Annotated in this window: 20 protein-coding genes; 11 read left to right on the top strand and 9 right to left on the bottom strand. The window is 64.1% G+C overall.

The window, feature by feature from the left end; translation table 11 throughout:
- Window positions 1–37 precede the first annotated feature (37 nt).
- Window positions 38–1,270, top strand: a complete 1,233-nt coding sequence (gene lysA, locus NP_RS04110; protein WP_011322548.1) for a diaminopimelate decarboxylase — start codon at window positions 38–40, stop codon at window positions 1,268–1,270.
- 52 nt (window positions 1,271–1,322) lie between these two features.
- On the opposite strand, the gene NP_RS04115 is transcribed toward lysA, so the two are convergent.
- The 5 genes from NP_RS04115 to purB form a co-directional block, all read right to left on the bottom strand.
- Window positions 1,323–2,609 carry a YncE family protein gene (locus NP_RS04115; RefSeq protein ID WP_011322549.1) on the bottom strand — a complete coding sequence of 429 codons (1,287 nt, stop codon included), beginning with the start codon at window positions 2,607–2,609 and terminating at the stop codon, window positions 1,323–1,325.
- Window positions 2,610–2,676: 67 nt separating this feature from the next.
- A complete protein-coding gene (locus tag NP_RS04120) occupies window positions 2,677–3,222 on the bottom strand; it encodes a hypothetical protein (protein ID WP_011322550.1) in 546 nt (181 codons plus the stop codon).
- A gap of 95 nt (window positions 3,223–3,317) precedes the next feature.
- On the bottom strand, window positions 3,318–3,851 hold the full coding sequence (locus tag NP_RS04125; protein WP_011322551.1) for a hypothetical protein: 534 nt from the start codon (window positions 3,849–3,851) through the stop codon (window positions 3,318–3,320).
- Window positions 3,848–5,161, bottom strand: coding sequence for a DUF7350 domain-containing protein (locus tag NP_RS04130; protein ID WP_011322552.1), 1,314 nt, complete (start codon window positions 5,159–5,161; stop codon window positions 3,848–3,850). Before NP_RS04130 ends, NP_RS04125 begins: the two co-directional genes overlap by 4 nt.
- A 710-nt stretch (window positions 5,162–5,871) precedes the next feature.
- Window positions 5,872–7,260 carry an adenylosuccinate lyase gene (gene purB / locus NP_RS04135; protein WP_011322553.1) on the bottom strand — a complete coding sequence of 463 codons (1,389 nt, stop codon included), beginning with the start codon at window positions 7,258–7,260 and terminating at the stop codon, window positions 5,872–5,874.
- Window positions 7,261–7,371: 111 nt separating this feature from the next.
- Between purB and NP_RS04140 the strand changes: the two genes are divergently transcribed.
- From NP_RS04140 to NP_RS04150, 4 genes are all read left to right on the top strand, one after another.
- On the top strand, window positions 7,372–7,899 hold the full coding sequence (locus NP_RS04140; RefSeq protein ID WP_011322554.1) for a hypothetical protein: 528 nt from the start codon (window positions 7,372–7,374) through the stop codon (window positions 7,897–7,899).
- 156 nt (window positions 7,900–8,055) lie between these two features.
- Window positions 8,056–9,627: a bifunctional phosphoribosylaminoimidazolecarboxamide formyltransferase/IMP cyclohydrolase gene (gene purH / locus NP_RS04145; RefSeq protein WP_011322555.1), complete on the top strand. Its 1,572-nt coding sequence runs from the start codon at window positions 8,056–8,058 to the stop codon at window positions 9,625–9,627.
- 45 nt (window positions 9,628–9,672) lie between these two features.
- The gene (locus tag NP_RS14725) at window positions 9,673–9,825 is read left to right on the top strand and encodes a hypothetical protein (RefSeq protein WP_011322556.1); all 153 of its coding nucleotides are present in this window, start codon (window positions 9,673–9,675) and stop codon (window positions 9,823–9,825) included.
- A gap of 51 nt (window positions 9,826–9,876) precedes the next feature.
- Window positions 9,877–10,998, top strand: coding sequence for a pyridoxal phosphate-dependent aminotransferase (locus NP_RS04150; RefSeq protein WP_011322557.1), 1,122 nt, complete (start codon window positions 9,877–9,879; stop codon window positions 10,996–10,998).
- Window positions 10,999–11,003: 5 nt separating this feature from the next.
- On the opposite strand, the gene NP_RS04155 is transcribed toward NP_RS04150, so the two are convergent.
- On the bottom strand, window positions 11,004–12,185 hold the full coding sequence (locus NP_RS04155) for a redox-regulated ATPase YchF (protein ID WP_011322558.1): 1,182 nt from the start codon (window positions 12,183–12,185) through the stop codon (window positions 11,004–11,006).
- Between the two features lie 40 nt (window positions 12,186–12,225).
- Window positions 12,226–13,524 carry a polymer-forming cytoskeletal protein gene (locus NP_RS04160; RefSeq protein WP_011322559.1) on the bottom strand — a complete coding sequence of 433 codons (1,299 nt, stop codon included), beginning with the start codon at window positions 13,522–13,524 and terminating at the stop codon, window positions 12,226–12,228.
- A 152-nt stretch (window positions 13,525–13,676) separates the two neighbouring features.
- Here NP_RS04160 and NP_RS04165 point away from each other — a divergent pair, with 152 nt between their 5' ends.
- Both NP_RS04165 and NP_RS15070 read left to right on the top strand, forming a co-directional pair.
- Window positions 13,677–13,874, top strand: coding sequence for a DUF5800 family protein (locus tag NP_RS04165; protein WP_011322560.1), 198 nt, complete (start codon window positions 13,677–13,679; stop codon window positions 13,872–13,874).
- Between the two features lie 65 nt (window positions 13,875–13,939).
- On the top strand, window positions 13,940–14,071 hold the full coding sequence (locus tag NP_RS15070; protein WP_011322561.1) for a hypothetical protein: 132 nt from the start codon (window positions 13,940–13,942) through the stop codon (window positions 14,069–14,071).
- A gap of 23 nt (window positions 14,072–14,094) precedes the next feature.
- Here the strand turns inward: NP_RS15070 and NP_RS04170 are convergent, their stop codons facing one another.
- On the bottom strand, window positions 14,095–14,364 hold the full coding sequence (locus NP_RS04170; protein ID WP_011322562.1) for a DUF7111 family protein: 270 nt from the start codon (window positions 14,362–14,364) through the stop codon (window positions 14,095–14,097).
- Window positions 14,365–14,464: 100 nt separating this feature from the next.
- Between NP_RS04170 and NP_RS04175 the strand changes: the two genes are divergently transcribed.
- Window positions 14,465–14,734 (top strand): PadR family transcriptional regulator, encoded by a 270-nt coding sequence (locus tag NP_RS04175; RefSeq protein ID WP_011322563.1) that lies wholly within the window; start codon window positions 14,465–14,467, stop codon window positions 14,732–14,734.
- A gap of 175 nt (window positions 14,735–14,909) precedes the next feature.
- Complete coding sequence (locus NP_RS04180; RefSeq protein WP_148215429.1) at window positions 14,910–15,797, top strand: hypothetical protein; 888 nt, start codon at window positions 14,910–14,912, stop codon at window positions 15,795–15,797.
- 77 nt (window positions 15,798–15,874) lie between these two features.
- On the opposite strand, the gene NP_RS04185 is transcribed toward NP_RS04180, so the two are convergent.
- Window positions 15,875–17,542 carry a S8 family serine peptidase gene (locus tag NP_RS04185; RefSeq protein ID WP_011322565.1) on the bottom strand — a complete coding sequence of 556 codons (1,668 nt, stop codon included), beginning with the start codon at window positions 17,540–17,542 and terminating at the stop codon, window positions 15,875–15,877.
- Window positions 17,543–17,708: 166 nt separating this feature from the next.
- Between NP_RS04185 and NP_RS04190 the strand changes: the two genes are divergently transcribed.
- Together NP_RS04190 and NP_RS04195 are read left to right on the top strand one after the other, a co-directional pair.
- Window positions 17,709–18,677 carry a transcription initiation factor IIB gene (locus tag NP_RS04190; protein WP_011322566.1) on the top strand — a complete coding sequence of 323 codons (969 nt, stop codon included), beginning with the start codon at window positions 17,709–17,711 and terminating at the stop codon, window positions 18,675–18,677.
- A 114-nt stretch (window positions 18,678–18,791) separates the two neighbouring features.
- Entirely contained in the window at window positions 18,792–20,369 is a 1,578-nt protein-coding gene (locus tag NP_RS04195; RefSeq protein WP_011322567.1) for a succinic semialdehyde dehydrogenase, read from the top strand.
- Window positions 20,370–20,392 lie beyond the last annotated feature (23 nt).

Below are 20,392 nucleotides of genomic sequence, written 5' to 3' on the forward strand. Positions count from 1 at the left end.
CGGAACCCTTGTTAGCGGCCGCCCCTCTGTATCGACAATGACTCCCCCCGTCAAGCGGCTCGCCGACTGGGACGGCGACCGGCTCGAACGGCTCGCCGAGGCGCACGGCACGCCGCTGTACGTGATGGACCACGACCGAATCCGGGCGAATTACGCCCGCTTTTCGGAAGCGTTCGATTTTGCGCACGTGATGTACGCCGCAAAGGCCAACACCGGCCGGGCGGTCGTCCGGACGCTCTACGACGCTGGCGCGGACATCGAGTGTGCCGCCGCCGGCGAGCTTTATCGAGCGATTGAGGCGGGCGTCGCCCCCGAGGACCTCCAGTACACTGCGGTCAACCCGCCGGCTGGCGACCTCGATTACGCCGTCGACCTCTGGGAAGATACCCCCGAACTGACGATTACCGCCGGCGCGGAGATGACGCTCGACCGTCTCGAAGCCCGCGGCTTCGACGGCCGGCTCGCGCTCCGCGTCAACCCCGGCATCGGCACCGGCCACCACGAGAAGGTCGCGACCGGGAAGGACGCGAAGTTCGGCCTGCCCTATGAGGAAGTCGAGGCCGTCGCCGAAGCGGCCCGCGAGCGGTTCGACCTCGTCGGGCTACACGCTCACGTCGGCAGCGGCGTCCTTTCCGGCGACCTCGACGACCACGAGCGGGCGCTCCAGCGGGTCGCAGACCTCGCCGAGCGCGTCGGCGACCTCGAATTCGTCGACTTGGGCGGCGGGTTCGGCGTTCCCTATCGCCCCGATGAGGAGCCGCTCGATATCGAGGCGGCCGCCGAGATGGTTCGACGGGTGACCGCTGACCTCGATGCGACGGTCGCGCTCGAACCCGGCCGCTATCTCGTCGCCGATGCCGGCGCGCTTGTGACACGGGTTAATACCATCAAGGAGACACCAGAAACCCGCGTCGTTGGCGTCGACGCCGGCCTTACGTCAATGATTCGTCCGGCGATGTTCGATTCCTACCATCATATCCGTAACGTCACCGGCGGCGACCGGGAGCCGGTCGAATCCAGCGTCGGCGGCCCGCTCTGTACCAGCGCGGACGTGTTCTGTACCGACCGGCCGATTCCGCGGCCCGAGGCCGACGATCTGCTCGCTATCGGCAACGTGGGCGCATACGGTATCAATCTCGCCAGCCAGTTCCACTCTCAGCCCCGCCCCGGCGAGGTCGCTATCGAGGGCGACAACGAACGGGTCACCCGTCGTCGAGAGACCTTCGAGGACCTGACGCGACTGGAAGACGAGGCCTCAGGTGCCGAGTAAGGCGGGAGCGTAGCCCCTCCAACGCTGTCGTTGCTGCCTGCTGTCGCCGGGGCTAATACCAAGCACCCGAGCTGTCGCCGACGTAACAAACCGTGTCGACTCCGTCGCTGACCTGAACCTCGTGCAGCAACTCGCGGTTCTCGACATCGACAACCGGGATAGTCCCATCCGCGCCTGAAGGGGTGATATAGTAGTCGCCGCCGAGCTCCCCCGACCGGTGGAGATGGTGGCCGTCTTGGTCGATTTCGCCGACTTCAATGTGGCTTTCGACAGCATATTCGTCGACGTTGATGACCGTAGCCTCGTCAGCGGTCGTGTTCGTGACAATCGCATACAGTGTGTCGTCCTCTTCGAAGTAATCGAGGTCGTCGGGGCCACGACCCTCAAGAGTGACTGACCCGAGTATCTCGCTGTCGCGGTCGGTCGCGTCGACGAAGTAGACGGTGTCGTCGTCCCAGACGCCTAACATCTCGGTGTCGGGTGAGAGAGAGAGGCCGCCATTGATATCGAGCCGGCCGACCTCTTCGTACGTATCGGCGTCGAAATACGGCATATCGTCGCCTCCCGACCGCTCGAAGTAGATGACCTCGCTTTCCGGGGCGTACATCAAATAATGGGTGCCGCCCGTTTCCCCGGTGCTAATCGAGTCGATTCGCTCGCGTGATTCGAGGTCGATAACGTGCCCGTACGAGTCGTCGGTGTTTGTTGCGAAGCCGATAGGCTGGAGGGCCTCATGGGTCAGAAGCTTCCCATGCCCGCCCTCTTCGAGTCCCGATTGGATGACGTCCGTGACTTCAAGTGTCTCAGTATCGACGACGTAAAGTCGCCCCTCGCCATCAGCATGCGCCCATATCTCTCCTTCCACGGGGTTGTAGGCATGCGTAGGGCCGGCACCGATGTCGACCCACCCGAGGAACTCCCGATGCTTGAGGTCGATTGCACCGAGCTGGTTTCTGTCGGCCTCAACGATGAACAGCCGGCTGCGGTCATGGGTCAGGCGAGCATCGCCCCAGTCGGCACCAGCCAGATCCGGGTCAATCGAGTCGGTGAGGTCTTCGACGACCTCACCCGCTTCGGGAGCGATTGCGACCGCCCGGTCAGGAGCGAACGCATACAGGAGCCCCTCGCTTCCGGGTTCGTCTCCGTTCTCGGCCCCCTCGTCGGTGTCACCATCACCATCGGCTCGTGCGGCTTTGTTTCCGCCGTCATCAGTACCGTCGCCGCTATCGCCCGTCTCCGGCGTTTCGGTTCCGTCATCATCCGAGCAGCCGGCAACGAGGACCGATCCGCTGCTTGCCAGTACAGTCAGTACCGTCCGTCTGCGAACAGTTCTTTCCACGCAAGGTGATAGAAAACAACATCAAAAGGCAGTTCTGGCGCGTTCGACGAACGCATTAGAGACGAGTTCATCCATCGTACGTCGCGTCGGGCCAGCGTTCAAGCACTGCCTCAGACCACCACACCCCGTCGGCGTTGATATCGCCCAGCCATCGCCCAAAGCCGCCTTTGCCGCTCCGGGTCGTCTCGAAGGCATGCGGGAACCGTTCGTTGTACGCCGCCGTATCCTCCTCGCTGCGGAAAACGAGCCGGTCGGCGTCCGACAGCAACTCCTCGACGAACTGTTTTTGCGCTCTCCCCCGTGCATACTCGTCGCTGTCTTCGGACACACCGAATATTTCGGCCGTATCGATGTCTGTCGGCCGAACCCGTATCTTCCGCTTCGTGTTGAGCCCAACGTCGACGATGAAATCCGCCGTGTCGCCGTCGATAATCTCGACGAGTGTCGCATCGTACAGGTTTTTGTCGTCCAGTACAACCTCTCCGTCGGCTTGAATAGTCGCCCCCGAGACACCGCTGGCCGTCCGCTGTGCCAAAACACCCGCTGTGACGCCGCCGACGGCCGTCGCTCCGACGGCGGCCAACAGTGTCCGGCGCGTATATCCGTCTGTCATGGTTGAGTCCCGCCGCTGCGGTTGGATTACATCTCGGGTGCTGGCGTGATGTAGCTTCGTGTGCTGGTATGCGAAGGCGTCCTCTCCACCGGCCGTCAGTCGCCGGCTACGTCCGTCGAAAGCGGCGGCGACACCCACACCACGTCGCCTTCGTGCCGGAGCTGGAAGACCAGTTCTCCCTCTCCGCTTTCCCCGCCGCTGACCGTTATCTCGTCGCCCGCAACCGACACCGAAAGCAACTCCTCCGGTGTCGCTTCGGTCCGGCCGACCGACACCGCGTATGGTTCGCCCTCCCCGATGTCGATGGTCCCGCCGCCGTCGGCGTTGAACTGCGCCTGGAGCGTCCGGCTGTCACCGGCCGGAATCTCCAGCGGGCCGAAATGCCAGTGGCTGAACTCGGGGCCGTGCCAGTGGACGGTTGCGACGCGTTCGTCCGTTCCGGGCTCGTACAGTTCCAGCGGGAAGGCCGAACTCAACGCCCGGTCGCCGACAGCAAGCCCGGGGTCGATGTCAGTGTCTTCTTCATCCTCCGAGTCGCCCTCCTCGCCGTCGGTACACCCGGCTGCTACTCCCGCTCCCGCGGCCGCAAGCCCGCTTACAAGCTGGCGTCTGGACAGCTTTCGAGTCATCGGTCCGGCACCTCCACGGGCATCGACGGCATGTCGAGGAACGCGGTCTCGTAGCCGGCGTGTCGGGCGACCTGCGGCGGGGTTTCGACGACGAGGTCGAAGGCGTCGCCGGCCGTGAGGTCGGCAGACGCCCCGTAGTGGAGGCCGACCTCGCTGTCGAGCGTCTGTTCGAGGTCGGTGGTGACGGTTCCGCGTACTGACAGTGCCATGTCGGCGAGCGGGACCCGATTGTAGGGCGTCCGCGGCGAGACAAGGAGATAGCCGCCGCCGCTGTCGGCCAACCGGTGGTTCTCAGCGTACCGGACAACGAATCGGGCATCGCCGCTTTCGTGAACGCCGAGGTCCAGCCCCGGATACTCCTCGGCGCGTGGGAGGGCTGAAAACGGCATCTCGTGGTGGTCGTGTTCGCCGTGGTCGCCGTTGTGGTCGCTGTGGTCGCCGTTGTGGTCGCTGTGGTCGCCGTTGTGGTCGCTGTGGTCGCCGTTGTGGTCGCTGTGGTCGCCGTTGTGGTCGCTGTGGTCGCCGTTGTGGTCGCTGTGGTCGCCGTTGTGGTCGCTGTGGTCGCCGTTGTGGTCGCTGTGGTCGCCGTTGTGGTCACCACCATCGCCGTGGTCGTGTTCGCCGTGGTCGCTGCGGTCCGGCTCCCCCATCGGCTCCAACGCGCCGCGTTCGCCCCAGCGGTCCGCATCGACGAACGTGGTGCCCTCGACGAGTTCTTCTCTAACCGCGTCATCGTAATCGAACTCGAAGGTTGCCGTCGCTGATTCCATAAACCGGCCGTCGAAGTCGCCGGTTGTCCTGACGCCCGCCGGGTTGACATCGACCTCGACGGTGTAGGTACCGGGCTCCTGTATCGGGATGTTGTCGCCGAAGTGAAAGCCCATCGTCTGGGAAATCATCGGCCACGGCGCGCGCTGGTCGATGCGGTTTTCGTCCCGGTAGATTCGCATCTCTCCGCCGGTATCGACCGGCAGTACTTGACCGGTCTCGGCATCCCACGGGGTAACCATTACGTGAAGACCGGGGTCGCTTGCGTCGACCCGCTCGGTTTCGCTGCCGGTGACGAGCCAGAACTCGTGGGCGAACGCCACCATCGGCGAGAGCCGGTACGGCCCGGCCTCGGCGACCGGGAGGTGGACCATCGCCTCCCGATGAGTCGGCATGTACACTGCATCTGGCTTTGCGTCGGGCTGGGGGCGTCCTGACGCTCCCTGGCCGTCGACTGCGGCCGGTGGCTCGGCGTCGTCCGGCCCGAGGCAGCCGGCCGCTGCGACGAGCGCGCCGGCAGCGAGAAACTGTCGCCGGTTCATTGGCACACGTTTCGTGCTCGCCCCGCATAGGTCGCGTGGTGTGCCCGTCGAAGCGGCTGCTCTGTCCCACAGGCTGTTCCGACGTGGGGTGAACTACCCCACCCTGTTCGCGCTGATGCGCTCGCTGAGGGTGGGGTCGTCCGAGAGACGGAGTCTCTCGTGATCACGAAAGACGTAGTCTTTCGAACGACTTCCTGGTTCCGCGACACGCTTTTTCACGGATGCTCGGCTGACGCCGACCATCCGCGCAGGGAGCGCAGTCTCCACAGGCGTGAATTCGGAGTGACCCACTCCTACTCGGTGGTGATGGCGAGATTCATCTCGACCGTCCTTTTTGCCGGACTCTAAGCCGAGACGATGAGTAGCTACCATCACACTTCCAGTCTTCGACTGGCAGTGTTGTAAATACCCGGCACAGAGTGAAAGTAAAACGAAGACGGCGTGGACGAATCGCAGAGCGATTCGTTCGCACACCAGAAATCTCCGATTTCTGGGGACGTCCTCAGAAACGTAGTTTCTGATGGGCTGCACGAGAGCTTGCTCTCGTGAACGCTGTATCCCCTCCCTACTGCGTCCTCAGAACGCAAAGCGTTCTGATGTGCAAACGAGAGCTCCGCTCTCGTTAACGCTCCTTGTCCGCTTGCGCGGACTGCGGTGCTCGTTGAGGAAGGGGGCTTAGCGCCTGCAATCAGCTAAAACGTGGATATCGCTTAGTTGTCGAGCTCGTCGACCAGTTCCGCCCCGATACCGGTGTAGCCGGCCGGCGAGAGCGCTCGTAGCTCCGCTTTGACCGACTCGTCGACATCGAGGTCGTCGAACAGCTCTCGGAAGTCCGCCAGTGTCGCCCGCTGGCCGCGTGTCAGCGCCTTGATGCGCTCGTAGGCCTCGGTGTCGCCCTCGCGGCGCAGGATGGTCTGTACGGCTTCCCCGATGACCTCGGGGTTGTCATCGAGCGATTCCTGCATGACCGCCTCGTTCGGCGTTACCTTCGAGAGACCGCGTTGGGTCTTCTCGTAGGCGATGAGACAGTAGGCGAACGCCGAGCCGATGTTCCGCTTGACAGTCGAATCCGAGAGGTCCCGCTGGAGGCGCGAGGTCGTCACGTAGTCGGCGAGGAACGTCAAATCCGAGTTGGCCTTCGTCAGGTTCCCTTCGCTGTTTTCGAAGTCGATGGGGTTGACCTTATGCGGCATCGTCGAGGAGCCGGTTTCGCCAGCGACGGATTTCTGGCCGAGATAGCGGTCGGAAACGTAGAGCCACATATCCAAATCGAGGTCCCGAAGCACGTTGTTAACGCCGCGAAGGGCGTCGAAGACCGCCGCTAGGTCATCGCAGGGGTTGACCTGCGTCGAGAGCGCTCGCCATTCCAGTCCAAGCGACTCGACGAACGACCGCGAGACGGCCTGCCAATCGACATCCGGGTAGGCAGCCTCGTGGGCGGCGTAGGTGCCAGACGCGCCGGCAAGCTTTCCGGTAATCCCGTCGGCGGCGGCCTCCAGCCGGCCGAGCGCCTGCCCGAGCCGGGCGGCGTAGACGGCCAGCTCCTTGCCGTAGGTCGTCGGCGTCGCCGGCTGGCCGTGGGTTCGGGCCAACATTGGCACGTCACGGTGCTCGCGAGCGCTGTCGGCGAGAGCGTCCCGTATCGACCGGATTTCGGGCACCAACACGTCCTCGACGGCCGGCTTGACGAGCAGCCGGTGGGCGAGGTTGTTCACGTCCTCGCTTGTGAGCCCGAAGTGGACCCACGGCCCCTGTTCGTCCTCGTCGGGCAGGTACATTCGGATGAAGTACTCGATGGCCTTGACATCGTGGTTCGTGGCTTCGTAGTCGCCGTAGCCCGACGTTTCGAGCTGTTTGATTACATCGGCATCCTCGGCGTCGAACTCCCGGTAGCAGTCCCGCAGGTTCTCGCGGGTCGTCTCCGTGAGCGACAGCGGTGTCGCATCGAGGTCGGCGAGCGCGATGAGGTACTCGACCTCGACCTCGACGCGGGCACACATCAGTGCGGCCTCGCTGGCGTAGTCGGTGAGCGGTTCGGTGTATCGGGCGTAGCGGCCGTCAAGCGGCGAGACGGCGTACAGCGGACCCCGTTCGGTCATACTCGTGCCTGCGACGACGCGCTGAAAAAGGGTGTCGGTCCCCCGGTCAGACGCGTCGGTGAAGGCACAAAGGGCCACACCTAACCCGACGGGCCGCCTGCCGCCGACCGTATGGACGCAGCCACCGTCGAAACGTATCTGGACAGCTACGCCGAAACGCAGGGCGTACTCCCCGAGCGGCTCGAATCGTTCGGTGAGCGATACCGCGAGCAAGGCTATCTCACCCGCGACCAACTCTACGACATCGCCTACGAGTCGTCGACGCGGAGCGCCTACCACGTCGAGTCGAACCCGGAAGACCGGTGTCGGGAGGTCACCCGCAATGTACGCGCCGTCGACGGCGACTTCTCGAAGATACAGCTTCTCTCGGGGCTTTCAGGCTTCAAAGCCCCGACCGCCTCGTGTGTGCTGACCGCCCTCGACTCGACGACCCATGCCGTCGTTGACACTCGGGTGTGGGCCTCTCTGGAGCGATTCGATTATCTGGAGGGTCGAAAGGAGAGCTTCGACGCGGCCGACTACGTGCGAATGATCGAGCCGATTCGGACCATCGCTGCCAAGACGGGCTACAGCACGGCTGACGTCGGCTACGCGCTGTTTGCCTACGACGCCGAGCATCGCGAGGGAACGCTTCACTGACGAACTCCAACAGGACACTCGGTCGACAACTGATAGCCACGAATATGCATACTATCTTGATAGCATCCCGATTGACTGCCCAATATATCCGTCTTCGTGCATAGATTGCCGTCGCTAACCGCAACTACTTTTGCCACGGAGCGGCCCCTTCGGCGTATGAAACTCGCCGGTATGGCTTCGAATCGCGGTCGCAACCTGCTGCATCTGGCCGACGCCGCGCCAGGCGGCGCGACGTTTTCGGTCATCCTGACGAACGACGCCGACGCGCCGGTGCTCGAAGGGGCTGCCGAACGCGGTATCCCAACCGAGGTCGTCGAGCGCGGCGACGACGAGCCCCGAACTGACCACGAGCAGCGGGTGCTCGACCGTCTCGCCGACTACGACATCGACCTCGTCTGTCTGGACGGCTACATGCGAATCCTGACGGATGACTTCCTCGACGGCGCGCCGACGACGCTGAACGTCCATCCGTCGCTTCTGCCTGCCTTCCCTGGGATGGACGCCCACGAGCAGGTTCTCGACGCCGGTGTCTCTGTCACCGGCTGCACTGTTCATGTCGTCGACGAAACAGTCGACGGCGGTCCTATCGTCACCCAAGAGCCGGTTCCCGTCTACGACGGCGACGACACCGATGCGCTCAAAGAGCGCGTTCTCTACGAGGCCGAGTTCGCCGCCTATCCGCGTGCAGTCGAGTGGTTTGCCGAGGACCGCGTCACCGTATCCGACGGCGAGGTCACGGTCGACGGCGACGACGGTGGGCAGCTCCCTGCCCGGCGTCTCAGCCGCGCCGACCGCGGCCGCGAGCTCCGGTACGGCGAGAACCCTCACCAAGACGCCGCCGTCTACCGTGACCGCACCTGCGAGGAGGCCAACGTCGTTGATGCGGTCCAGCACAACGAGGGTGCGAAGTCCCTCTCCTACAACAACTACAACGACGCCGACGGCGCATTGCGCCTCGTCAAGGAGTTCGACGAGCCGGCTGCCGCGGTCATCAAGCATACCAACCCCGCCGGCTGTGCGACCGCTGACGACCTTGCTGACGCCTACGAGGCCGCACTCTCGACGGACCCAATGAGCGCCTTCGGCGGTATCGTCGCCCTCAACCGTGAGTGCGACGCTGCTACCGCCGAGCGGATTGTCGACTCGTTTAAAGAAGTCGTCGTCGCGCCGACCTACACCGACGCCGCGCTCGATGTGCTCTGTGCCGAAGAAAACCTCCGCGTCCTCGAAGTCGGTGGTTTCGATGCCGACCCCGAGCCGCTTGTCGAGTCCGACCTCGTGGGCGGCCATCTCGTCCAAGAGCGGGACCGTCAGTCGATCTCGCCGGCCGACCTCGAAGTCGTCACCGAGCGCGAACCGACCGACGCCCAGCTGGAGACGATGTGTTTTGCGTGGCAGACCATCAAACACGTCAAGTCCAACGCCATCCTCTTTGCGAAAGACACCGAGACAGTCGGCGTCGGGATGGGACAGGTCTCACGGGTTGACGCCGTCCGACTGGCGGCGATGAAAGCCGACGAACACGCCGAGGGCAAGGACGCCGACGGGGCCGTGATGGCCTCCGACGCCTTCTTCCCGTTCCCCGACGGCATCGAAGAGGCTGCCGAGGCGGGCATCGAGGCCGTCGTCCAGCCCGGTGGCTCGGTCAACGATGAGGACGTCATCGCGGCCGCCGACGAACACGACATCGCGATGGCCTTCACCGGCCAGCGGGCGTTCCAGCACTGACCGCGGACGGCTGGACTTTTGAGTCGCCGGCACGACTTCGGTTCTATGACCGACACTGACGACGCCATCGAAACGTTCCTTGCCGAATCCGAGACGGTTCTCGAAGAGTACGACCAGGGATACGCCGACGCCGACGCGACGCTTCGACAGCTCCGACAACATATCGAGACGCTCCGCGAGGCACACGACGACGCCTGAGCGACGACCGCTTCCAGCAGAATTAACGTGGCGCGGACCGGCAGTTCTTTTATGACCGACTTCTCCGACCGCGTCGAGCGGGTCTCGATAAGCGGTATCCGTGAGGTATTCGAAGCGGCCGGCGACGACGCCATCAATCTCGGCCTCGGCCAGCCGGACTTTCCGACTCCGGACCACGTCCGTGAGGCAGCCATCGAAGCCATCGAGGCCGGCGATGTCGACGCTTACACCTCGAACAAGGGCACTCGCGAACTCCGCGAGGCAATCGCCGCGAAGTACGACCGCGACAACGACTTCGCCGTCGACCCGGAGAACATCGTCGCCACCTCGGGCGGCAGCGAGGCGCTCCATCTGGCAATCGAAGCCCACGTCGACGCCGGCGAGGAGGTCATCTTCCCCGATCCCGGCTTCGTCTCCTACGACGCGCTGACGCATATCGCGGGCGGTGAACCGAACCCGGTTTCGCTGCGTGATGACCTGACGCTCTCGCCGGCCGATGTCGAGGCGGCTATCACCGACGACACCGCGATGTTCGTCGTCAACAGCCCGGCGAACCCGACGGGTGCGGTCCAAAGCGAGGCCGATATGCGGGAGTTCGCACGCATCGCCGCCGACCACGATGTCGTCTGCCTTTCCGATGAAGTCTACGAACCGTTCGTTTTCGACGGCGTCCATCGGTCGCCGGCGGCCTTCGACGAGACGGGTAACGTCGTCGTCGTCAACGCCGCCTCGAAAGCCTACTCGATGACTGGCTGGCGGCTCGGGTGGGTCACCGGTACGAGCGAGCGCATCGACCGGATGCTCCGGGTCCACCAGTACGCACAGGCTTGTGCCTCTGCCCCGGCCCAGTACGCAGCCGAAGCGGCGCTTTCGGGACCGCAGGAGCCGGTCGAAGAGATGCGGTCGGCCTTCGAGACCCGCCGTGACGTACTCGTTGACGGGCTCGAAGATATGGGCCTTTCAGTTCCGACGCCGAAAGGAGCCTTCTATGCGATGCCGGAGGTGCCGGACGGCTGGACGGATGAAGTCATCGACCGCGGTGTCGTCGTCGTTCCCGGCGAGGCGTTCGGCGACGCCGGTGCCGGCCACGCGCGCATCTCGTATGCGGTCGATGTCGAGACGCTGAAAGATGCCCTCGAAGTAATGGGCGAAGCGACGGCCGCGCTCCGGTAGCCCGTTCAGCTCGCCGTCGAGACGATTTTGATAACGTCGCCCTCGGCGAGTTCGTGGCCTTCGCCGATACGGCGTTCCTCGCGGGCGTCGACAGCGTGGAGGTATCCCTCGCCGATATCCGAGTGGACGGCGAACGCGAGGTCTTTTGGCGTCGCTCCCGACGGCAGCAGGAACGCATCGGGAAGCACGTCGCCTTGTCCGTCCGTCCAGCGTGTCTCGTTTTGCACCGGATACACTGTAATCTGGTCGAGGAGTCCGTAGACCGCCTCGTCGAGTGCCTCTTGAACGCCGGTGCCGCCCCACTGGTCGATGACCGACCGGACCGATTCGAGGCCCTGCCGCTGTGCCTCCGAAACCTCCGCGGCAATCTCGAAGGCCTCGTCGCCGGGGTCGTAGTCGACGACGCCGGCCTCGACGCCGCGGCGTAACGCCAACTCGCCTTCGGCGGTACAGGGAATGACACGCTCTGCTGCCTCCCGGAGTCGCTCGATGTTCTCTTCGGGGGCGATGTCGGCCTTGTTCGCGACAACGACGATGGGCTTTGTCCGCTCACGGAGCAGCCGCGCCAGCTCCTCGCGGTCGGCGTCGCTCCAAGCACCCGGGTCTGTCTCGTACTCCAGTTCTCGGAGGACAGCCATCACGTCGTACTCGCTTGCGCCGACGCCGGTGAGCAGCTCCGTCAGCGCCGCCTCGAAGTCGAACTCCGGCGACCGGGCCTGCCGCTCGATGGTCTCCCAGTTCCGCTCGACGATATCCGCGAGCCACAGGTCCATCTCCGTCTCGATGAACTCGACGTCCTCGAGTGGGTCGTAGCTGCCGGCCTCGACCGGCTCCCCCTCGGCGTCGGTTCCGCCGGAGGCGTCGACGACGTGGAGGATGACATCGGCGTTTGTCAGTTCGTCGAGGAACTGGTTACCGAGTCCCTTTCCTTCGTGTGCGCCGGGAACGAGCCCGGCCACGTCGAGCAGTTCGACGGGGACGTACCGCTTGCCGCCGTGGCAGGTGTCGTTGCCACAGCGAGATTCCAAATCGAGGCAGGGACACCGAGTACGAACGTGTGTGACGCCGCGGTTCGGGTCGATGGTGGTAAAGGGGTAGTTGCCGGTGTCGGCGTCGGCCATCGTCGCGGCGGTGTAAAATGTCGACTTGCCAGCGTTCGGCTTGCCGGCCAGCGCAACCGAGAGCATACCCGGGCTACCGGCGGCTCTCGTATATCGTTCCCGGTCGCTACGACTCCTCCGTGTCGGTGACGACGGCCGAGACATCGTCGTCGCCGACGCCGTTCGTTGTGGGGTCGCTGTGGTCGTCAGCCTCCGTATCAGCGGCGCCGTCGCCCGTCGTGTCGCCTTGTCCGTCCGTCCAGTCGTGGCGCGCCTCCTCCAGCGACCGCACCGCTGGCTTCGGCTCTGTGGTGTCCAGCGGCACGAACGCAGCGGACCGTTCGTGTGACTCGTCATCAGCCTCCGGCTGTTCCGAGCCGTCGGCAGCAGCGTCGGGTGTCGACTCCTCCGGGCTTTCGGAGCCTGTCCCCGGGTCGTCGTCGGCTGCCGCTCCGCCGCGGTCAGCGTCGGTTGCTTGCTCGTCCGTTGCGGGCTTTGCCGCTGGCTCGTCCGGACTGTCTTCCGGCTCCGCCTCTGTTTCTGTGGTCTCGTGACCACTCGCGACGGCTCCGCGCCCGCGTTCACCGCTCGGCGACCGCTCACGCTCGAACTCGATGCCGTCGCGGGCGCGAATCGTTCCCTCGACATCGGCGGCTTCCGAGAGCGTACAGGCCTCACAGGAGATGTCGCCCCGTATTCGAACGCCGGGGGCGACAGCCACGTCGCCGTCTTTCGTCGTCACGTCACCGTGGACGACGGTGTCGTCGCCGATTCGGATGTCACCTTTCGCCCGCAGGCTGCCGAAGACTTCCGTGGCCGTTCCGACTTCGATGTCTGTCGCGCGGATGTTGCCGTGGAGCCGGCAGTCGTCGCCGATGGTCGCGGGTGTCGAAACCCGCCAGGCGTCGTCGGAGACGCGGCCGCCCCGCGGAATGACGACCGGGTCGGCCGCCTGGTCGTCGGTCAGAAACTCCTCGGCGACCTCCTCGGCGGCCTCCTCGTCGCCCATCCGGAGCAGATGCGACAGGTAGACAAAGAGGAAGACGATAGTCGGCATCGGATTCCGGATGACAATCCAGCCGTTGGCCTCGAAGCCCTCCTCGATGTCGACGTCGTCGCCGATGTCGAGGTCGCCGGAGACGATGAGTTGGCCGGTGATGTGGACCCGCTCGCCGAGATAGGCGTCCTCGCCGACGAGCACGTTGCCGTCGACTTCACACCACATGTCGAGCCGACAGTCGCCGTCGGCCTCGATGTCGCCGCCGAACTGGACTCGCTCGCCGGCGACGATGTTGCTCCCGCGGACGCCGAGCTCGACGACGCTTTGGCCGCCGACGAGTACGTCACCGTCCGTGACGAGGTCGTGCTCCCGGACGTGGGTTCCGTCCGGAATCGCCAACTCGTCCAGTGGGTCGGGGCCGAACACGGTCGAACGTTCGCGTCACGCCTATTAAATCCTCCTCGGCGTCTGACGGGCGGCTGACTACCATCGCCGCTGCCACTGGCGAGGCAGCCCCGACCGCCGGCGAAACGAACGCCAACAGTGGCCCTTATGCGTTCGTCGCGCCAAGCGTGGCTATGACCGTTCTTTCGTTCGACGAGGAGGGGGTTGATGTCATCTACGAGGGTACCGAGTTCCGCCTCGAAAAGGACCTCATCGAGGAAGCGACCGAAAAGCCGTATCCCGAGGTGACCGACCACGAGGTGCTGCAAATCATCGAAGAAAACCCGTCGCTGAGCGACGAACCGCGACGCATCGCGGATATTTTGGGCTGATTCGGCTGCCGGGCAGGTTCCGCCCGGAACGGTACATCTAAGAGCCAGCCACCGAAGGTAGGCGTATGGATACAGCCCAGTTCAAGCATCCGGCGCTGCAGAGCATCGGCGGGACCGTCGTTGCGTACGCGCTCATTATCTTCGTGATGACCGCCCTGCTTTTCGGCGTTCCCTACCTCCTCTTTTTGCTCCTGTAGGAGCGCCGCGCCGAAAACGGTGGTCACATTCCCATGTCGGCCGCCGGCTCCGGTATCGGTAGCTCCGACGGCGCAACGTCGAGCAGCTCCGCCGCGTGGTCGATAGCCATATCAAAGCCGTAGTAGCGTTCTAGCTCGTCGCCGTCGGCGCTGGGTCGGACTTTCAACATCGCGTACCCGTCGATGTTCTGTGCCACGGCGGCGGTCTTTCCGCCGGCTTCGAACTCCAGCACCCGTTCCTCGTCGGTCTCCCGGTACTGCGCCGTGATATCGCCTTCCTCGACGGTCGACATACACCACAGTAAGGGGTCGCCGTACGCCAAACTACCGGTCCCGGCGGGAGCCGCCCGACGACTCCGAAAGAGCCGTGGCCGCCCGCGTCGATGAGCACCCATGGAGTGGCTCACGAGCGGGCTCCGGCGCGATATCTGTGTGCTGTTGTATGCGGAGTCGCGCCGCGCCCAGCAACTCAAGTCAGCACTCGAAGCCCGGTATGACCGCCGCATTCCGCCGGAGCGGTTCTACGGTGCCGTCGAGGCGCTTGAATCGAAAGGATTCGTCGAGACGCACGTCGAGGGACTCGAAGATGTCTACTCGCTGACCGATGCCGGGCGCGATGGCGTTGCGACGCAGTTCCGCTGGATGGCCGACCACGTCGACTGATGCGGCCAGTACGAGATATCTGCTACTGGGGCAGAATACGATATCCTCTCTATATATGAGCTGTAAAATTACCCTTCAAACGCAGCTTGCGGCCAAATTAAGGTGAATTACGCGAACATTAATGTGTGGTGGGTGTTAACAGGCAAATATGGCTACTAGAAGAAGGTTCATGTGTATGGGGTCTACCACAGTCGGACTGGTCGCGCTTTCCGGCTGCCTCGGCGCTGAAGGCGCAGAGGAGGTGGACACGGCGATGGAATTGCTCGACGAAAACTTCGAGCAGTTCGAAGCATTCGACGAGAGAGATGACCTCCCCGATGAGGCTGCACTTGAAGCAATCGAAACACGCCTTGATGAGGCCGAATCGCATCTCGAAGACGCTGCGGCTGTCGCTGACGACGACGAGGTCCTAGCGGCGATTGAACTCGGCGGTGCCTTCGTTGCATTCCAACGAGCACTGGTTCGGGTCGTCGGCGGTTTCGTTGAACTCGAACACGGTATGGACTCGTTCGATGCGTACATTGACGCCGAGCGGTTCGACGACGCGATAGCAGAAGCCGAATTACTGCAAACAACGGTAGACGAGCTTGAAGCTGCTGTTGACGATGCGCTGGCGGCTATCGATGCTGTAGACGACTCACAACTTGAAGCAGAAGACCGCATCTCGGTGACACTCACTAAGTCGGACCTGGAACGAATCGCCTCCGAAGCCAGCGCGCTTGAAGAGGTCATTGGTGGACTCGGCGACCTCGCTGATGGACTGCAAGCGATAACGGATGGATTTGAGGCGCTCGAAGCGGAGGATTTCGACACAGCACGGGATGCATTCAGCGCTGCCGAAGAGGAACTCGCCCCGGTTGTTGACCGATATACGCGGCTGGAGGATGACGCGGACCTCCCGGCCCATATGGAAGCTGATGTCATCGGACTCTCCTGTGTTGCTGAGGCGATGCGTGATGCGGCCACACTGGCTGAAGAAGGTGCTACCGCGGGGATGAACGAGGAGTGGGACACCTTCGATGACCGCCTCGAGCAAGCCGAAGAGGCAATGGACCGCTGCTGAACGCCCCTGGCCGATTTTTCCGTCGCGTTTGCGTGGGAGCGCTCAAACTGGTTCGTCTGATTGAGCGCCGACGACGGTCACCCGCGCCGCCGCAACAGACCCACAGCGAGCACCACAGCGGCCAGCGCGGCGGCGACCGAGACCGCCGGCCCCTGGTCTTCGGCGGGTCCGGTCGCCGTCACGGTGAGTGTCTCGGTGCTTGTCGCGCCGTGTTCGTCTTCGACGGTCGCTGTCACTTCCGATTCCCCCGTCTCAAACCGGTACGTCGCCGTCTCACCGGTCGCTGTCGTTCCATCGGGGAACGTCCACGTGACTGTTGTGTCTCCCGCCTCGTTTTCGACCGTCGCGTTCAGTCGCGTTTGCTCGCCAGCAATGACGGTTGCAGGGGCCTGTATGGTCACCCGCGGCCGGTCAGTGACGAAGACCGAGCGGGAGACGGTTGTCGTTTTGCCGTCGGCGTCGGTGACCCGGAGTTGCGCCTCGCTTTCTCCTAGTTCGTGTGTCACCTCAACCCGTTCCCCGACAGCGTCGTAGCTTCCATCACCGGTCGTGTCCCACTCGTAGGTAGCTATCTGACTGTCGGCTTCGCTGATGTTGGCGACCAACGAGAAGGGTTCGTCGGCAACCGGAACATCGGCATCGACGCCGATGTTCGCCGTCGGCGGTGCTGTAGTGGGTATCCCAAAGCCGGCAGCGGGGTCATACCCGCCACGAGCATGAGTTCCAGCCGTAACATCGTAGGTTGGGGCGCGCTCCCGGAGCCGTTCCCGGAGTTCCGAAATCGATTCCGGGGGTGTCGGCGACCCCAGTAGCTTCGCTGCCAGTCCCGCGACGTGTGGCGCAGCCATCGATGTGCCCGATAGCTCGCGGTAGTCGCCGTCCGGTACCGGCGAGAGAACGCCGACTCCCGGGGCGGCGACTTCTAGCCGTTCGTTTGCGTCCGGGTCGAACGGCGCGTCAACGCCTCGGGCCGAGAAGTCCGGGACACGGTAGTTGTCCGTCGCGACCTGCTGGCCGCGGCGCGGGCCGACCGCTCCGACGGAAACGGTGCTATTCAGGGCGGATGGATACAGAATACTACCGAGCTCCGGGCCGTTGTTCCCCGAGGCGGCGATAATAGCTGCTCCGTTCGCTGTCGCATACGCCACCGCAGCGGAGATGCGCGGCTCTTCGCGGCCGCCGAGGCTCAACACGATAATGTCTGCCCCCTCATCGGTGGCTGCCCGTACTGACTCCGCGAGCGGGTCGGCTCCACAGCGGCCATCGTCAGTGCAGGCTTTGAACGCGTACACCTCCGCTTCCGGGGCAACACCGTAGATGCCGTTTCCATCGTCGCCGCCGTCCGCTGCGACGGTGCCAGCGACGTGTGTCCCGTGGCCGTTCCGGTCCTCACAGGTGTCTGTTACCGATTCGCCGGTGAAGTCGCGGCACAGCGAGACCCGGCTTTCGAGGTCCGGATGGTCGGTGTCGACGCCGGTGTCGATGACAGCGACGGTGACGTTTTCACCGCCGCTCGGCCGGTCTACGTCGTCGCTCCGGTAGAGCGTCCGCACGCCGAATGGAACCTGCTCGCTTGGGACTGTTCTGCCGTCTTCGACCTCGGTGTCGTCGGGCTCTTCGTCTACCGGTGTTGTTGGCGGGGGTGACTCGGCCGCGGCGACGCCGCCGGCAGCGACGGCCGCCGCAGCAAAAAGGGCTAGCGCGGCCGCCACGATGACGGCCCGGACGGGAGTGTCGATGCGCATGTCTCTTCATCTGCGGCCGTGAAAAAATACCTTCGGCGTCGGCTGTCTGCCAACCGACCCACAGGGCCAGTATCGGCCGAAACCGATGCGAATATATACCTGAATGGGGCAAAAGCCCGGGGCTACAAAGCATTTATATGTTGAGTAACCAAACCATATAAGCATAATGCCAGGGCCCACCCGACAGCGAGAACGCGCTACCGAAGGCGAGGCGGAGGCGGAGACAGAGGCGGAGCAGGAAACTGGTTGTCCCGAATGCGATTCCGATTCTCTGGTGCGGAGCGGGGACGGGGGCGGTGAACTCGTCTGTGAGGACTGCGGGCTGGTTATTGAGGAAGAAAACATCGACCGTGGTCCGGAGTGGCGTGCGTTCAACCACTCCGAGCGGCAGTCGAAATCGCGTGTTGGGGCGCCGACGACCCAGACGATGCACGACAAGGGGCTGACGACCCAGATCGACTGGAAGGACAAAGACGCCTACGGGCGGTCGATTTCGTCGGAGAAGCGCTCCCAGATGCACCGACTGCGGAAGTGGCAAGAGCGGATTCGGACCAAGGACGCGGGCGAGCGGAACCTGCAGTTCGCGCTGTCGGAAATCGACCGAATGTCGTCGGCACTCGGCGTGCCGCGGTCGGTACGGGAGGTTGCGTCGGTCATCTATCGACGCGCGCTCGACGACGACCTGATTCGTGGGCGGTCTATCGAGGGCGTCGCTACCGCTGCCCTCTATGCTGCCTGCCGTCAGGAGGGGATTCCACGGTCGCTTGATGAGGTCGCTGATGTCGCCCGCGTCGAGCAGAAGGAAATTGGCCGGACCTACCGATATATCGCACAGGAACTCTCGCTCGGACTCGAGCCCGTCGACCCCGTTCAGTACGTCCCGCGCTTTTGCTCCGAGCTCGGTCTCAGCGAGGAGGTCGAACAGAAGACACGCGAGATAATCGAAGTAACCGCCGAGAAGGGAATGCTTTCGGGCAAGTCGCCGACGGGCTACGCCGCCGCGGCTATCTATGCGGCGTCGCTGCTGTGCAATGAAAAGAAGACGCAGCGCGAGGTCGCCGAAGTCGCACAGGTGACTGAGGTCACCATCCGCAACCGCTACCAAGAACAGATCGAAGCGCTCGGTATCCACTGACCGGCGGACGCCGACAACCGCGGCCGCTTCGGCTGCTGTTGTCCCCGTTCCGATTTTCATTTTCTGTCGGTTTCGGCCAGTTCCCGCACGACTAAGGACGACTGCATCGTGTGTATGGGTATGTCATCTACCGGTGCTGGCAACGTCTCCGAGGTCGCCGTGTCGCTTGAGGCCCTCGAACCGCTGGTCACTGCCCCCGAGACCGACGCGACGTTTCCCGTTGAGGCACCGTTCACCGGCGACGAAATCGGCCGGCTGCCGGCCTGTGTGTCGGCCGATGTCGAAGCCGCTTTCGACCGGGCAGCCGAGGCCCAAACCGACTGGCGCGACCGCGATGTCTCCGACCGAGCGGCCGTCTTCATCCGCTATCACGACCGTATTATCGACAACCGCGAGGAACTGCTTGATCTCATCCAATACGAGACCGGAAAGGCCCGCAGACACGCCTACGAGGAACTGCTTGACGTGGCCATTACCGCCCGGTATTACGCCTATCGCGCCGAATCGTTCCTCGAAACGGAACCCAGAGCGGGAGCACTGCCGGGGATGACCGAGACGACAGTCAATTACCGGCCGGTCGGGACGGTCGGCATCATCTCACCGTGGAACTACCCGCTGTCGCTTTCGGTCTCCGATGCGATTCCCGCCCTGCTTGCGGGCAACGCCGTTGTCCTCAAGCCCGACGAGCAGACCTCGTATACGGCGCTGAAGGCGTTCGAACTGCTCTTGGAGGCCGGCTTGCCAGACGACCTCGTTCAGATTGTCACCGGCGATGGGCCGACAATCGGTGAGCCGCTCGTCGCGAACGCCGACTACGTTTGTTTTACCGGGTCGACCGAGACTGGCCGGGCTGTCGCCAGCCAGGCCGGCCGGCACCTGACTGACTGCTCGCTCGAACTCGGCGGCAAAAACCCCGCCATCGTCCGCGCCGACGCGGACATCGACCGCGCGGCCGAGGGGCTCGTCCGCGGCTGCTTTACGAACGCCGGCCAGCTGTGCCTCTCTATCGAGCGGCTCTACGTTCACGAAGCCATCTACGACCGGTTTCTCGATGCATTCGTCGCGGCCGTCGAGTCGATGCCACTCGGCACCGACTACAGTTACGACATCGAGATGGGGAGTCTCATCTCCGGGTCACATCTCGAAGCGGTCGAGCAGTACGTCGAAGACGCCGTCGCCGGAGGTGCAACTGTTCTTACTGGCGGCTCTCCCCGCCCGGATATTGGCCCGTACTTTTACGAGCCGACGGTGCTCGAAGACGTTGATGAGTCGATGGCGCTCTGTGCCGAGGAGACGTTCGGTCCGGTCGTCGCCGTCTCCGCTTACAGCGACGACGCGGACGCTATCGAGCGCGCGAACGACACCGACTACGGGCTCAACGCCGCCGTCTGGACCGACGACCTCGACGCTGGCCGGCAGCTCGCCGAGCGCATCGACGCTGGAACGGTCAACGTCAACGAGAGCTACGCTGCCGCGTGGGCCTCTCTCGACGCGCCGATGGGCGGGATGAAGGACTCGGGCGTCGGTCGCCGCCACGGCGAGGTCGGGCTCTCACGGTATACGGAAGCCCAGACCGTCGCCGTCCAGAAGCACCTGGGGATGACGGCTCCGCCCGGCGTCCCCTACTGGCTGTACGCGGGCGTCATGAGCCGACTGTTGAAGCTCCAACGTCGGGTTCCCGGGCTCCGGTAGGCCGGGACGGGAGGCCGCCGGCA

This window comes from Natronomonas pharaonis DSM 2160, from assembly GCF_000026045.1.
Lineage (GTDB): Archaea > Halobacteriota > Halobacteria > Halobacteriales > Haloarculaceae > Natronomonas > Natronomonas pharaonis.